Annotated in this window: 25 protein-coding genes; all 25 read right to left on the reverse strand. The window is 39.3% G+C overall.

What is annotated here, in order from left to right; translation table 11 throughout:
• Window positions 1-2: 2 nt before the first annotated feature.
• Window positions 3-119 (reverse strand): 50S ribosomal protein L36, encoded by a 117-nt coding sequence (gene rpmJ / locus NXS10_RS06120; RefSeq protein ID WP_002959355.1) that lies wholly within the window; start codon window positions 117-119, stop codon window positions 3-5.
• A 24-nt stretch (window positions 120-143) separates the two neighbouring features.
• Window positions 144-362 carry a translation initiation factor IF-1 gene (gene infA / locus NXS10_RS06125; protein WP_259138799.1) on the reverse strand — a complete coding sequence of 73 codons (219 nt, stop codon included), beginning with the start codon at window positions 360-362 and terminating at the stop codon, window positions 144-146.
• A 120-nt stretch (window positions 363-482) separates the two neighbouring features.
• Window positions 483-1,124, reverse strand: a complete 642-nt coding sequence (locus NXS10_RS06130) for an adenylate kinase (RefSeq protein WP_259138801.1) — start codon at window positions 1,122-1,124, stop codon at window positions 483-485.
• A gap of 130 nt (window positions 1,125-1,254) precedes the next feature.
• Window positions 1,255-2,562 carry a preprotein translocase subunit SecY gene (gene secY, locus NXS10_RS06135; RefSeq protein ID WP_259138803.1) on the reverse strand — a complete coding sequence of 436 codons (1,308 nt, stop codon included), beginning with the start codon at window positions 2,560-2,562 and terminating at the stop codon, window positions 1,255-1,257.
• 16 nt (window positions 2,563-2,578) lie between these two features.
• Window positions 2,579-3,019, reverse strand: a complete 441-nt coding sequence (gene rplO / locus NXS10_RS06140) for a 50S ribosomal protein L15 (protein WP_259138805.1) — start codon at window positions 3,017-3,019, stop codon at window positions 2,579-2,581.
• 128 nt (window positions 3,020-3,147) lie between these two features.
• On the reverse strand, window positions 3,148-3,327 hold the full coding sequence (rpmD, locus tag NXS10_RS06145) for a 50S ribosomal protein L30 (protein WP_259138808.1): 180 nt from the start codon (window positions 3,325-3,327) through the stop codon (window positions 3,148-3,150).
• Window positions 3,328-3,341: 14 nt separating this feature from the next.
• Window positions 3,342-3,836: a 30S ribosomal protein S5 gene (gene rpsE / locus NXS10_RS06150; RefSeq protein ID WP_259138810.1), complete on the reverse strand. Its 495-nt coding sequence runs from the start codon at window positions 3,834-3,836 to the stop codon at window positions 3,342-3,344.
• Between the two features lie 18 nt (window positions 3,837-3,854).
• Window positions 3,855-4,211: a 50S ribosomal protein L18 gene (gene rplR / locus NXS10_RS06155; RefSeq protein ID WP_259138812.1), complete on the reverse strand. Its 357-nt coding sequence runs from the start codon at window positions 4,209-4,211 to the stop codon at window positions 3,855-3,857.
• 84 nt (window positions 4,212-4,295) lie between these two features.
• On the reverse strand, window positions 4,296-4,832 hold the full coding sequence (gene rplF / locus NXS10_RS06160) for a 50S ribosomal protein L6 (protein ID WP_259138814.1): 537 nt from the start codon (window positions 4,830-4,832) through the stop codon (window positions 4,296-4,298).
• Window positions 4,833-5,000: 168 nt separating this feature from the next.
• On the reverse strand, window positions 5,001-5,399 hold the full coding sequence (gene rpsH / locus NXS10_RS06165; RefSeq protein WP_259138816.1) for a 30S ribosomal protein S8: 399 nt from the start codon (window positions 5,397-5,399) through the stop codon (window positions 5,001-5,003).
• A 180-nt stretch (window positions 5,400-5,579) separates the two neighbouring features.
• On the reverse strand, window positions 5,580-5,765 hold the full coding sequence (locus NXS10_RS06170) for a type Z 30S ribosomal protein S14 (protein ID WP_001085699.1): 186 nt from the start codon (window positions 5,763-5,765) through the stop codon (window positions 5,580-5,582).
• 17 nt (window positions 5,766-5,782) lie between these two features.
• A complete protein-coding gene (gene rplE / locus NXS10_RS06175; RefSeq protein WP_259138818.1) occupies window positions 5,783-6,325 on the reverse strand; it encodes a 50S ribosomal protein L5 in 543 nt (180 codons plus the stop codon).
• A gap of 23 nt (window positions 6,326-6,348) precedes the next feature.
• Window positions 6,349-6,654: a 50S ribosomal protein L24 gene (gene rplX / locus NXS10_RS06180; RefSeq protein WP_259138820.1), complete on the reverse strand. Its 306-nt coding sequence runs from the start codon at window positions 6,652-6,654 to the stop codon at window positions 6,349-6,351.
• 80 nt (window positions 6,655-6,734) lie between these two features.
• Entirely contained in the window at window positions 6,735-7,103 is a 369-nt protein-coding gene (rplN, locus tag NXS10_RS06185) for a 50S ribosomal protein L14 (RefSeq protein WP_259138822.1), read from the reverse strand.
• Window positions 7,104-7,126: 23 nt separating this feature from the next.
• Window positions 7,127-7,387, reverse strand: a complete 261-nt coding sequence (gene rpsQ / locus NXS10_RS06190; protein ID WP_027972220.1) for a 30S ribosomal protein S17 — start codon at window positions 7,385-7,387, stop codon at window positions 7,127-7,129.
• A gap of 26 nt (window positions 7,388-7,413) precedes the next feature.
• Window positions 7,414-7,620 (reverse strand): 50S ribosomal protein L29, encoded by a 207-nt coding sequence (rpmC, locus tag NXS10_RS06195; protein ID WP_115271247.1) that lies wholly within the window; start codon window positions 7,618-7,620, stop codon window positions 7,414-7,416.
• A gap of 9 nt (window positions 7,621-7,629) precedes the next feature.
• Window positions 7,630-8,043, reverse strand: a complete 414-nt coding sequence (gene rplP, locus NXS10_RS06200) for a 50S ribosomal protein L16 (RefSeq protein ID WP_259138824.1) — start codon at window positions 8,041-8,043, stop codon at window positions 7,630-7,632.
• Window positions 8,044-8,046: 3 nt separating this feature from the next.
• Entirely contained in the window at window positions 8,047-8,700 is a 654-nt protein-coding gene (gene rpsC, locus NXS10_RS06205) for a 30S ribosomal protein S3 (RefSeq protein ID WP_259138826.1), read from the reverse strand.
• A gap of 12 nt (window positions 8,701-8,712) precedes the next feature.
• Window positions 8,713-9,057: a 50S ribosomal protein L22 gene (gene rplV / locus NXS10_RS06210; RefSeq protein ID WP_259138828.1), complete on the reverse strand. Its 345-nt coding sequence runs from the start codon at window positions 9,055-9,057 to the stop codon at window positions 8,713-8,715.
• Window positions 9,058-9,072: 15 nt separating this feature from the next.
• Window positions 9,073-9,351, reverse strand: coding sequence for a 30S ribosomal protein S19 (gene rpsS / locus NXS10_RS06215; RefSeq protein ID WP_000533765.1), 279 nt, complete (start codon window positions 9,349-9,351; stop codon window positions 9,073-9,075).
• Window positions 9,352-9,446: 95 nt separating this feature from the next.
• Window positions 9,447-10,280: a 50S ribosomal protein L2 gene (gene rplB / locus NXS10_RS06220; protein WP_259138830.1), complete on the reverse strand. Its 834-nt coding sequence runs from the start codon at window positions 10,278-10,280 to the stop codon at window positions 9,447-9,449.
• Window positions 10,281-10,297: 17 nt separating this feature from the next.
• Window positions 10,298-10,594 carry a 50S ribosomal protein L23 gene (locus NXS10_RS06225; protein WP_259138832.1) on the reverse strand — a complete coding sequence of 99 codons (297 nt, stop codon included), beginning with the start codon at window positions 10,592-10,594 and terminating at the stop codon, window positions 10,298-10,300.
• Window positions 10,594-11,217 (reverse strand): 50S ribosomal protein L4, encoded by a 624-nt coding sequence (rplD, locus tag NXS10_RS06230; RefSeq protein ID WP_259138835.1) that lies wholly within the window; start codon window positions 11,215-11,217, stop codon window positions 10,594-10,596. The genes NXS10_RS06225 and rplD overlap by 1 nt, the downstream gene beginning before the upstream one ends.
• A 23-nt stretch (window positions 11,218-11,240) precedes the next feature.
• Entirely contained in the window at window positions 11,241-11,867 is a 627-nt protein-coding gene (gene rplC, locus NXS10_RS06235; protein WP_259138838.1) for a 50S ribosomal protein L3, read from the reverse strand.
• Window positions 11,868-11,941: 74 nt separating this feature from the next.
• Entirely contained in the window at window positions 11,942-12,250 is a 309-nt protein-coding gene (gene rpsJ, locus NXS10_RS06240) for a 30S ribosomal protein S10 (RefSeq protein WP_002885653.1), read from the reverse strand.
• Window positions 12,251-12,584 lie beyond the last annotated feature (334 nt).

Here is a 12,584-nt window from a genome sequence, read left to right on the forward strand (position 1 = left end):
CATTATCCTTGACGTTGTTTGTGTTTTGGATTTGATGGACAAATTACCATAACACGACCGTTACGACGAATAACTTTGCAGTATTCGCAAATTGGTTTAACCGATGGTCTTACCTTCATTTTTAATCCCTCCAAGTATTTCGATTATTTAAAGCGGTATGTGATACGACCACGAGTAAGATCATAAGGACTCATTTCAACTGTAACACGGTCTCCCACTAAAATGCGAATATAATTCTTACGGATTTTCCCAGATACGGTTGCTAAAATCTGATGTCCATTTTCCAACTCGACAGTAAACATAGCATTAGGCATGGTTTCAATCACTTTGCCCTCAATTTCAATCACATCTTCTTTTGCCACGCAAAAGTACCCCCCCTAAAATTTCGATTAGATAGCCTCTAAAGATAGAGACAACAATTATAAGTCAGACTATTTCAGTATACCATGACTTTCCTAACTTATCAAGTATTACAAATAAATTTATTTAATCGCTACAATAGCTTTTTCAATATCTGTAAAAACAGCATCAATTTCTTGATTACCTTGAATATCTGAAACAATACCAACTTTACGATAATGATCAAGGATAGGTTTGCCTTGAGCGATATTGACATCCAAGCGACGTTTTACAGTCTCAGGTTTATCATCTTCACGTTGGTAATAATCATCTTCATTGTAATCCCCTACAGGTGGATTAAAGATTTTATGGAAAGTTTCACCTGTTTTTTTATGAATAATACGCCCACTCAATCGTTCAATCAAACTTTCTGGATTAACCTCAATATTGATGACACCGTTAAGTTTTAAGCCTAATGCACTAAGCGTTTCATCAAGCGCATAGGCTTGCTCAATTGTACGCGGATAACCATCAAGCAAAAATCCCCTTTCAGCGATATCTTCCTGAGCTAGACGCTCTTTAACAATCCCATTTGTCACCTCATCTGGAACAAGTTCACCCTTATCCATATATCTCTTGGCAAGCACACCCATCTCAGTTTTATTTGCAATAGCTGCACGGAACATATCACCAGTAGAAATATGTGCAACACCAAATTTTTCAACAATTTTTGCTGCTTGAGTTCCTTTACCAGCTCCTGGCAATCCCATGATTAAAAAATTCATGACCTTCTCCTTATTTTGTTTTTAAATAAATCCAACACTTTAATAGAGTGCTAAATTTATTTAAAAACAAAATAGAAAGGGCTAGTTATCTAACCTCTCTATTTCATTTTGGTAACATCTTACTGAAGCTTTAGCCTACATCGACATTCATAAAACCGACATATTTTCTCTTGAGGAGATATCCTTCCAATTGTTTCATACTTTCGATACCAGTAGAAATCAAGATGAGAAGACTCGTTCCTCCAAGAGCGATACCAGACGATAGCTCAAATATTTGTTGTGCCACAATTGGAGTCAAAGAAATGAATGCGAGGAAAATAGACCCAACTGTTGCTAACTTTTTCAAAAGTGAGGCTAAGTATTGTTCTGTTTCACGTCCTGGACGAACACTTGGGATATAAGAAGCATTTTTTTGTAAGTTTTCTGCTGTCTTTTCAGGATTTACTTGGACAAATGTATAGAAAAATGAGAACAAAACAATCAGTACAGCATAGATGAGCATACCTGTCGGTGACTGAAAATTAAGAATTTCTTGAAGTTTTACCAACCATGGTATATCACGACCATTCTCAAAAAATGGAATAATAGTACTTGGAATTGTTGTAATCGAACTAGCAAAAATAACGGGAATAACACCAGCAGGATTTACTTTTAAAGGAAGGTAAGAACTCGTAGGAGCACCTTGGGCTAACTTTGTATATTGGATTGGTATTTTATATTCTGCCTGTTGAACAAAAGTCGTAAAAAAGACAATAACCAACACTGCAAGAACTAAAAGCCCAACAATAATATACGATTGTGACAATTGGCTACTTCGTACATTAACAAAGAAGTCTTCATAAACAGATGTGAGTGAATCAGGTATTGAGGAGATAATCCCTGCAAAGATAATCATGGAAACACCATTTCCAAATCCCTTATCAGAAATTTGATCTCCTAGCCATGTCACGATGACACTACCTGTCGTCATAATAGCACCAATCAAAAGAAAAGTGCTAGGACTTGGTGACTTAACAATCCCAACCGAAGATAACCTATCAAAACTATAAGTAATTCCTATAGATTGAATAAATGCAAACACAACTGAGATATAGCGTGTTGCTTGGTTTAGCTTTCTTCTACCAACTTCCCCTTGTTTTCCCCATTCGACAAACTTGGGATAAATATCCATTTGCAAGAGTTGGACGATAATTGAAGCGGTAATGTAAGGACTAACTCCCATTGAAAAAACAGAAAAGTTTTTCAATGCATTACCACTAACAAGATTAAGCATATTTAGGAATGGTAAATCTCTTAGTTGGTCTAAGTTTCTGGCGTTGATGCTAGGAACTGTGATTGTCGTTCCAAGTCTAAAAACAAAGATGATAAAGATTGTAAATAAAATCTTCTTACGAACATTTTTAACCTTCAATGCATCTTTAAGTAGTTTAAAGAACATAATGAGCTACCTCTCATTAAATAACTTCGATTGAACCACCCTTAGCAGTAATCGCTACTTCAGCAGATTTTGAGAATTTAGCTACTTTAACCGTTAACTTTTTGGTCAATTCACCTTTTCCAAGAACTTTAACACCTGATTTAAAGTTACGAACAATTCCTGCTTCCTTAAGAAGAGCTGGCGTTACTTCCGTACCATCTTCAAAAACATTAAGTTGTTCAAGATTAACAAGTGCATATTCTTTAGCATTGATATTAGTAAATCCACGTTTTGGAAGACGACGGAACAACGGTGTTTGACCACCTTCAAATCCTAGACGAACACCGCCACCGCTACGAGCTTTTTGACCTTTTTGACCGCGACCAGCTGTTTTACCATTACCAGATGATGTTCCACGACCAACGCGGTTACGAGTCTTACGAGAACCTTCTGTAGGTTTAAGTTCATGAAGTTTCATTATTTTTCTCCTTATTATATATGCTAACGCCTTATGGATAGTTAAAGGATTAAGCCATCCATACGACTCGCTTTTTTACATGCCTTAAATCACACCAACTTCATTAGTGCGATTAGACCGTTGTTTAATTATACTTCTTCAACTGTAACCAAGTGAGATACTGCACCTACCATACCACGGATAGCTGCTGTATCTTCTTTAACAACTGAAGAATTCAATTTACCAAGTCCAAGAGCAACAACTGTTTTACGTTGTTCTGGTTTGCGTCCGATTGGAGACTTAGTCAAAGTAATCTTAATTTGAGGCATACTTATCTCCTTTCTTAAGCTAAGTCAGAAACTGAAATACCACGAAGAGCCGCAACATCTTCAGCACGTTTCAATTGTTTCAAACCTCCAACAGTTGCACGAACAATGTTGATTGGGGTGTTTGAACCTAATGATTTTGAAGTAATATCTGCAACACCTGCTAATTCGATGACTGCACGAACTGCACCTCCGGCTGCTACCCCGGAACCTTCAGCAGCTGGTTTCAACAATACGCGAGCACCACCAAATTCAGAGTGTACTTCGTGAGGGATTGTTGTCCCAACCATTGGCACTTCAATCATATTTTTCTTAGCAGAGTCAACTGCTTTACGAATAGCCTCAGGTACTTCTTGAGCTTTACCTGTACCGAAACCAACACGACCATTGCGATCACCAACAACCACAAGAGCTGCAAAGCGAAGACGACGTCCACCTTTAACAACCTTAGTAACACGGTTAATCGCAACAACGCGCTCTTCAATTTCTACTGCATTGTCTTTAAATGCCATTATCTAGTGTCCTCCCTATTAGAATTTCAATCCGTTTTCACGAGCTGAGTCAGCCAAAGCTTTTACACGTCCGTGATAGAGATATCCACCGCGGTCAAACACCACTTCAGAAATACCTTTAGCTACTGCACGTTCAGCAACAAGTTTACCGACTAAAACGGCTTGTTCTGTTTTAGTTCCTTTTGAAACTTCCTTGTCAAGAGTTGATGCACTTGCGAGCGTTACACCCGCTACGTCATCAATTACTTGAGCGTAGATGCCTGTATTAGAACGGAAAACGTTCAAACGTGGGCGATCAGCAGTTCCAGAGAGTTTACCGCGAACGCGACGGTGGCGTTTTTGGCGGATTTTATTTTTATCTGGTTTCGAAATCACAATTTTCACCTCTTATTTTATTAATACCATCACAAGGACAGCTCATGTGTAAATCTATTATTAGCTAGAAAGATTAGCCAAACATTATTTACCAGTTTTACCTTCTTTACGACGTACATACTCACCAACGTAACGAATACCTTTACCTTTGTAAGGTTCTGGAGCACGAAGGCTACGGATATAAGCTGCAGTTTGACCCACAACTTCTTTGTTAATTCCTAATACATTGATAGTTGTAGGTGTTGGAACTTCAAAAGTAATACCTTCTGGAGCTACAACTTCGTCTTGGTGAGATTTACCAACTGAAAGAACTAATTTGCTACCTTGAAGCTGGGCACGATAACCAACACCGCGCATTTCAAGCTCTTTTTTGAAACCTTCAGAAACACCAAGAACCATATTATTCAGATTAGCACGAGTTGTACCATGAATTGTCTTCATTTCTTTTGAATCATTTGGACGGTGAAGAGTTACTTCCGTACCATCCACACGAATTTCAATATCTTTTGAGAACTCACGAGTAAGTTCACCCTTAGAACCTTTTACAGTAACAACATTGTCATTGTTAGTGATTTCAACACCAGCAGGCAATGTGATTACTTTATTACCAATACGTGACATATTTTTATTTTCTCCTGTTAAATTATCAAGCCGCTTGTGCGACGAGTTTTCACGGGGTTGTTCAAATCATTACTCTACCAGTCGAACAAGTCAAATGGCAGATGGTCTAAACAGCGTCAAAAAAGACTATTCTTTTTTGCCTCTTGTTTTGACCCTTTTTTCATGATTTTACCAAACGTAGGCGATCACTTCTCCACCAACGTTCTTTTGACGTGCTTCTTTATCTGTCAAAAGACCTTCTGAAGTAGATACAATCGCAACACCAAGTCCATTAAGAACTTTTGGCATGTCTTCACGCTTTGTGTAAACACGAAGACCTGGTTTTGAAACACGTTTAAGGTTTGTGATAACACGTTCACCGTCTTGCCCGTATTTAAGGAAGACACGAATGATGCCTTGTTTGTTATCTTCAATCACTTCAACATTTTTTACAAAACCTTCACGCTTAAGGATTTCTGCAATTCCTTTTTTGATGTTTGAGGCAGGCACTTCAAGCACTTCGTGTTTTGCTTGGTTAGCATTACGAATGCGTGTTAAAAAGTCTGCAATAGGGTCAGTCATAACCATTTTTTATCTTCTCCTCTTACTAGTAGTTTGATAAGTCACTTGCTAGTTAATGTGTCAATGCTTCATTAGATACCTCTAAGGAAGTATCGTTTCTTCAAATCGAGTTTGAGCATGGGCTAGACAATTATCAAAAACAATAAATCTATTTTTACTCTATCTGCCACATTCTCACATCGTATTTTACCAAGAAGCTTTGGTAACGCCTGGAATTTGACCTTTATAAGCTAATTCACGGAAGCAAACACGGCAAAGTTTAAATTTGCGGTAAACTGAGTGTGGACGACCACAACGTTCGCAACGAGTGTAAGCTTGCGTAGAGAACTTCGCTGGGCGTTTGTTCTTAGCAATCATTGATTTTTTAGCCAATTTATTTACCTCCTAGATTATTTTTCAAAAGGCATCCCAAGACCTTTAAGCAATTCACGTGATTCTTCGTCCGTATTTGCTGTTGTTACAATAACAATATCAAGACCACGTACTTTATCAACATCATCAAAGTTGATTTCTGGGAAAATCAACTGTTCTTTAACACCAAGTGTGTAGTTACCACGTCCATCAAATGATTTTGTTGGAACACCATGGAAGTCACGAACACGTGGAAGTGAGACAGTCACCAATTTATCCAAGAATTCATACATGCGCTCACCACGAAGTGTAACTTTAGCACCGATCGCAACACCTTCACGAAGACGGAAGCCAGCGATTGATTTCTTAGCTCTAGTAATAAGCGGTTTTTGACCTGAAATAAGTGCCAATTCAGCAGCAGCTTTTTCAAGGTTCTTAGCATTGTTTACAGCATCACCAACACCCATGTTAAGAACAATTTTCTCAACTTTTGGTACAGCCATTACAGATGAGTAGTTAAATTTTTCTGTCAATGCTGGAACAACTTCATTAGTGTATTTTTCTTTTAAGCGATTTGTCATTATGCTTCTCCTTTCCTTCGTGATTAATCAAGCACTTCGCCTGATTTTTTGTTGTAACGAACTTTTTTGCCGTCAACAATTTTGTAACCAACACGGCCTGCTACACCATTTTTGTCAAGCACTTGTACGTTTGATACATGGATAGGTGCCTCTTTTTCTACGATTGCGCCTTGAGGGTTTTCGCTATTTGGTTTTTGATGTTTTTTAACAATAGCAACACCTTCGACAACAACCTTATTTACTTTTGGCAGAGCTTTAAGAACTACAGCTTCAATGCCTTTGTCCTTACCAGCAATTATGCGAACCTTGTCGCCTTTTTTTACAAACATTGGTATTCTCCTCTATATTTCTTACGCCCTATATTGGGCACCCTAGGAGAACCTAGGGGACTACGTTTGTTTTTTATTGATTAAAGAACTTCTGGTGCCAATGAAACAATACGCATGTAGCCACCTTCACGCAACTCACGTGCTACGGGACCAAAAATACGCGTTCCACGAGGTGTTTTATCGTCACGAATGATAACAGCTGCATTATCATCAAATTTGATATATGAACCATCTGGACGGCGTGCACCAGATTTTGTACGAACAACAACAGCTTTGACAACATCACCTTTTTTAACAGTTCCACCTGGGATTGCTTGCTTAACAGAAGCAACGATAACATCACCGATATTAGCAAATTTACGTCCTGAACCACCAAGAACTTTGATAGTCAAGATTTCGCGAGCACCGCTATTATCAGCAACTTTTAAGCGAGTTTCTTGTTGAATCATTCCAATTTTCTCCTTTTAGTTTATTAGATAATAACAGCTTCTTCAACAACTTCTACAAGACGGAAACGTTTTGTAGCTGAAAGTGGACGAGTTTCCATGATACGAACGATATCGCCTTCTTTAGCTACATTGTTTTCATCATGTGCTTTATACTTTTTAGAATAGTTGATACGTTTACCATAGACTGGGTGGTTACGCTTTGTTTCAACTATAACTGTGATAGTTTTGTCCATTTTATCAGACACAACACGTCCAACAAGGGTTTTACGTTGATTACGTTCCATTATTAGAATTCTCCTTTCCCAATCTATTATTTAGTTTCAGATTGCACGGTTTTAACACGAGCAATTTGTTTTTTCACTTCATCAAGGCGAGCAGTTTGTTCTAATTGTCCTGCTGCAGCTTGGAAACGAAGTTCAAACAATTCTTTTTTGAGTTCGTTTTCTTTTTGAGCAAGCTCTTCTTGAGACAAGCCACGAAGCTCTTTGACAAAATCTTTAATTTCTTGAAGTTTCATGTCTTCTCCTTATTCTGCTTCACGTTTCACGAATTTGGTTTTAACTGGCAATTTATGGCTTGCAAGGCGAAGCGCTTCACGTGCAACTTCTTCAGGTACGCCAGCAATCTCGAACAGCACTTTACCACGTTTAACTGGTGCTACCCAACCTTCAGGTGCCCCTTTACCAGAACCCATACGTACACCGATAGCTTTAGCAGTGTATGATTTGTGTGGGAAGATTTTAATCCAAACTTTACCACCACGTTTCATGTAACGCGTCATAGCAATACGGGCAGCTTCAATTTGGCGATTTGTAATCCAGTGGCTAGTTGTTGCTTGAAGACCATATTCCCCAAATGTCACTTCTTTACCACCTTTAGCTTCACCGCGCATTTTTCCACGAAACTCGCGACGGTGTTTAACACGTTTAGGTACTAACATCTGTTATTTGCCTCCTTTAGTGTTTTTACGAGCTGGAAGCACTTCTCCACGGTAAATCCAGACTTTAACACCAAGTTTACCGTAAGTTGTGTCAGCTTCTTCCCAAGCATAGTCAATATCCGCACGAAGGGTGTGAAGCGGAACAGTTCCTTCTGAATAACCTTCGCTACGAGCAATATCAGCACCGTTTAAACGACCAGAAACCTGAGTTTTGATTCCTTTTGCTCCAGCACGCATTGTACGCTGAATAGCTTGCTTTTGTGCACGACGGAAAGCAACACGTTGTTCCAATTGACGAGCAATGTTTTCACCAACAAGATGAGCATCCAAGTCAGGTTGTTTAATTTCAACAATGTTGATGTGAACTTGTTTTCCAGTCAACTTATTTAGTTTTGCGCGAAGCGCATCAACATTAGCCCCACCTTTACCAATAACCATACCTGGTTTAGCAGTGTGAAGCGAAACAATTACTTTGTTTACAGCACGTTCGATTTCAATAGCTGAAACAGAAGCATCTGCTAATTCTTTATTAATGAAGTTGCGGATTGCTAAATCTTCATGAAGGTAATCTGCGTATTCTTTTTCAGCATACCATTTCGCATCCCAATCACGAATGATTCCGACACGCATACCAATTGGATGTACTTTTTGACCCACGATTTTACCTCCTTAATTTTCTGACACAACTACTGTGACGTGAGTTGTGCGTTTGTTGATTGGCGAAGCTGAACCTTTAGCACGTGGACGAAAACGTTTCATAGTTGGTCCTTCGTTTGCGAAAGTTTCAGATACAACCAAGTTAGCTTTTTCCAAACCAAAGTTATTTTCTGCATTAGCGATAGCAGAGTTAAGAACTTTTTCAACTACACGAGCTGCTTTGTTTGGGGTGAATTTCAAGATTGCGATTGCATCAGCAACCTTCTTGCCACGGATAAGATCAAGTACAAGACGTGTTTTACGAGGTGAAACACGGACTGTACGAGCCATTGCTTTAGCTGAAGTAATTTCTGCCATTGTGTCCTCCTCCTATTAACGACGTGTTTTCTTATCGTCAGCTGCGTGACCTTTGTAAGTACGAGTTGGTGCAAATTCACCAAGTTTGTGACCTACCATGTCTTCTTGGATATAAACAGGTACATGTTTACGTCCATCATAAACTGCGATTGTGTATCCGATAAAACTTGGGAAAATCGTTGAACGACGTGACCAAGTTTTAATTACTTTTTTCTTTTCGTCATTAGCTTGAGCTTCAACTTTTTTCATCAAATGCTCATCGACGAAAGGCCCTTTTTTAAGACTACGTCCCATTGTAATGTTTCTCCTTTAAAATTGATACCACAGCGGCTTGTAGTCAAATGCTACTACCGAGCTGGCGGATGGTTTATGCTACTACACTTAAGAAATTATTTCTCGTTACGACGACGAATAATAAGCTTATCTGACTTCGCTTTTTTATTACGTGTTTTAAGACCAAGTGCTGGTTTACCCCATGGTGTAGATGGTGCCTTACGTCCTACTGGTGCTTTACCTTCACCACCACCATGTGGGTGATCGTTAGGGTTCATTACAGAACCACGAACTGTAGGACGAATTCCTTTCCAGCGACTGCGTCCCGCTTTACCAATATTAACCAATGATTGTTGTTCGTTTCCAACTGTACCGACAGTAGCACGACAAGTGCCAAGAATCATACGAACTTCACCTGATTGAAGGCGAACAAGTACATATTTACCTTCTTGACCAAGCACTTGTGCAGAAGCTCCAGCCGCACGAATCAATTCAGCACCTTTACCTGGTTGAAGTTCGATATTGTGAATAACTGTACCAACAGGGATGTTAGCAAGTGGAAGAGCGTTACCAACTTTGATATCTGCATCTGAACCTGAAACGATGCGTTGACCAACTTCAAGACCTTTAGGTGCAAGGATATAAGCTTTCACACCGTCAGTATAATGCACAAGAGCGATGTTGGCTGTACGATTTGGATCATATTCAATTGTTTTAACAACTGCCTCAACACCGTCTTTGTTACGTTTAAAGTCAATCAAACGGTAATGGCGTTTGTGTCCACCACCATGATGACGAACAGTAATGCGACCGTTGTTGTTACGTCCTGCAGTTTTATTTAATGAAACAAGTAATGATTTCTCAGGAGTGTTTGTAGTAATTTCAGCAAAATCCAAAGAAGTCATATTACGACGGCCATTTGTCGTTGGTTTATAAACTTTAATACCCACGTGATTTCCTCCTTTGATTATTCAGCTTCAGCAGCAAAAATTTCAATCGCTGGTGAATCAGCTGTCAATGTAATGATAGCTTTTTTTACTTTACTTGTGTAACCAAAATAACGTCCAACACGTTTTTGTTTAGGTTTCACTGTGATTGTGTTGACATTAGCAACTTTTACTCCTTCAAACGCTGCTTCAACAGCCTGTTTGATTAAAAGTTTATGTGCACGAGTGTCAACCTCAAATACGTATTTACCTGCTTCAAGCTTAGCCATTGAATCTTCAGTGATAACAGGTTTTTTAATTACGTCGTACAAATTCATTATGCAAGAACCTCCTCGATTGTAGAGATTGCTTCTTTCGTTACAAGAAGTTTGTCTGCGTTTACGATATCAAGAACACTTGCTGTTGTTGCGGTTGCAACTTTAACATTTGCAAGGTTACGCGCTGACAATTCAGCAAATTTGTTTCCTTCTTCAAGAATAACAAGCACTTTTGAATCAATGTTCAATGCTGAAAGAACAGTAGCAAATTCAGCTGTTTTTGGCGCTGCAAATGAAAGACCTTCTACAGCAACCAATTTGTTTTCAGCTACTTTTGCTGAGTAAACAGATTTCAATGCTAAGCGACGCACTTTTTGTGGAAGTTTGTAAGCATATGAACGCGGAGTTGGTCCAAAGACAACACCACCACCACGCCATTGAGGAGCACGAATAGAACCTTGACGAGCACGTCCAGTCCCTTTTTGACGCCATGGTTTACGACCACCACCTGATACTGCAGAACGGTTTTTCACCGCATGCGTACCTTGACGAAGACTCGCACGTTGACTAATAACGACATCAAATACCACTGATTCGTTTGGTTCGATGCCGAAGACAGCGTCGTTAAGTTCAACCGTGCTAACTTCTTTTCCAGTTTGGTCAAATAGTTTTACATTTGCCATTTTAACTATTTTCTCCTTCCTTCTTACTTAGCAGATTTAACTGCAGATTTGATAGTGATAAGAGATTTCTTAGCACCAGGCACATTACCTTTGATAAGGATAACGTTCTTTTCTGGAACAACCTGTACTATTTCAAGGTTTTGAATCGTTACACGATTGCCACCCATGCGTCCTGCCAAGTGTTTGTTTTTGAAAACACGGTTTGGCGCAACAGGTCCCATAGAACCAGGACGACGGTGGTAACGAGAACCATGAGCCATAGGTCCGCGTGATTGACCGTGGCGTTTGATAACACCTTGGAAGCCTTTCCCTTTAGTTGTCCCTGTAACATCAACAACATCTCCAGGTTCGAATTGTTCAACAGTAAGTTCGCTACCCACTTCTACGCCTTCGATATTTTTAAATTCACGAATGAAGCGCTTAGGAGCGGTGTTTGCTTTAGCAACATGGCCTTTGGCAGGTTTGCTACTCAATACTTCACGTTTGTCATCAAAACCAACTTGAACAGCTTCGTAACCGTCTGTTTCAACAGTCTTTACTTGAAGAACCACATTCGGTGTTGCTTCGATGACGGTAACAGGGATAAATTCACCAGATTCAGTGAAGATTTGAGTCATTCCCACTTTTTTCCCTAAGATTCCTTTTGTCATGAGAAAATAATTCCTTTACTTTATTTTTTTGTTTGAAAAGTTTTTAAAGAGCGCTTTTTATGCTCTGAAACCAATTATAATTTGATTTCCACGTTGACACCACTTGGCAAATCAAGCTTCATCAATGCGTCAACTGTCTTTTGAGTTGGATTGATGATGTCAATAAGACGCTTGTGTGTACGCATTTCAAATTGTTCGCGAGAATCTTTATATTTGTGAGTCGCACGAATGATTGTGTAAAGACTACGTTCAGTTGGAAGTGGAACTGGTCCAGCAACTGTAGCGCCTGTGCGTGTTGCAGTTTCAACGATTTTTTCAGCCGCTGTATCAAGTGTACGATGCTCATACGCTTTCAAACGGATACGAATTTTTTTATTTGCCATCTTTTCTCCTCTCGTCTATTTACGATAATAGGCTAGCTCCTCAAGAAAACCAACACGTGCTACGTGGCAATGCAGCCGAGCGTGTCGCAACCTCTTGTATCATAGCTAAAGCTGTTCACTCCACAGCACCATAAAATGATACCAAATTTCATCAAGGAATGCAAGGCTTTTTAAACACTTTCTCAAAAAAATGAAGAAAAACTTTTGGAAAAGTTCAACAATGGAGTTAGCCACTTGATGGTACCCATAGCAACAAGAGAAAAACGCCAAGAGGCAAGACTATTTCCCAAAAGGAAGACACTCCATTAACAACGAAGTGAAGTAAGGATAAGTC

Source organism: Streptococcus sciuri (assembly GCF_024814375.1).
GTDB classification, from domain to species: domain Bacteria; phylum Bacillota; class Bacilli; order Lactobacillales; family Streptococcaceae; genus Streptococcus; species Streptococcus sciuri.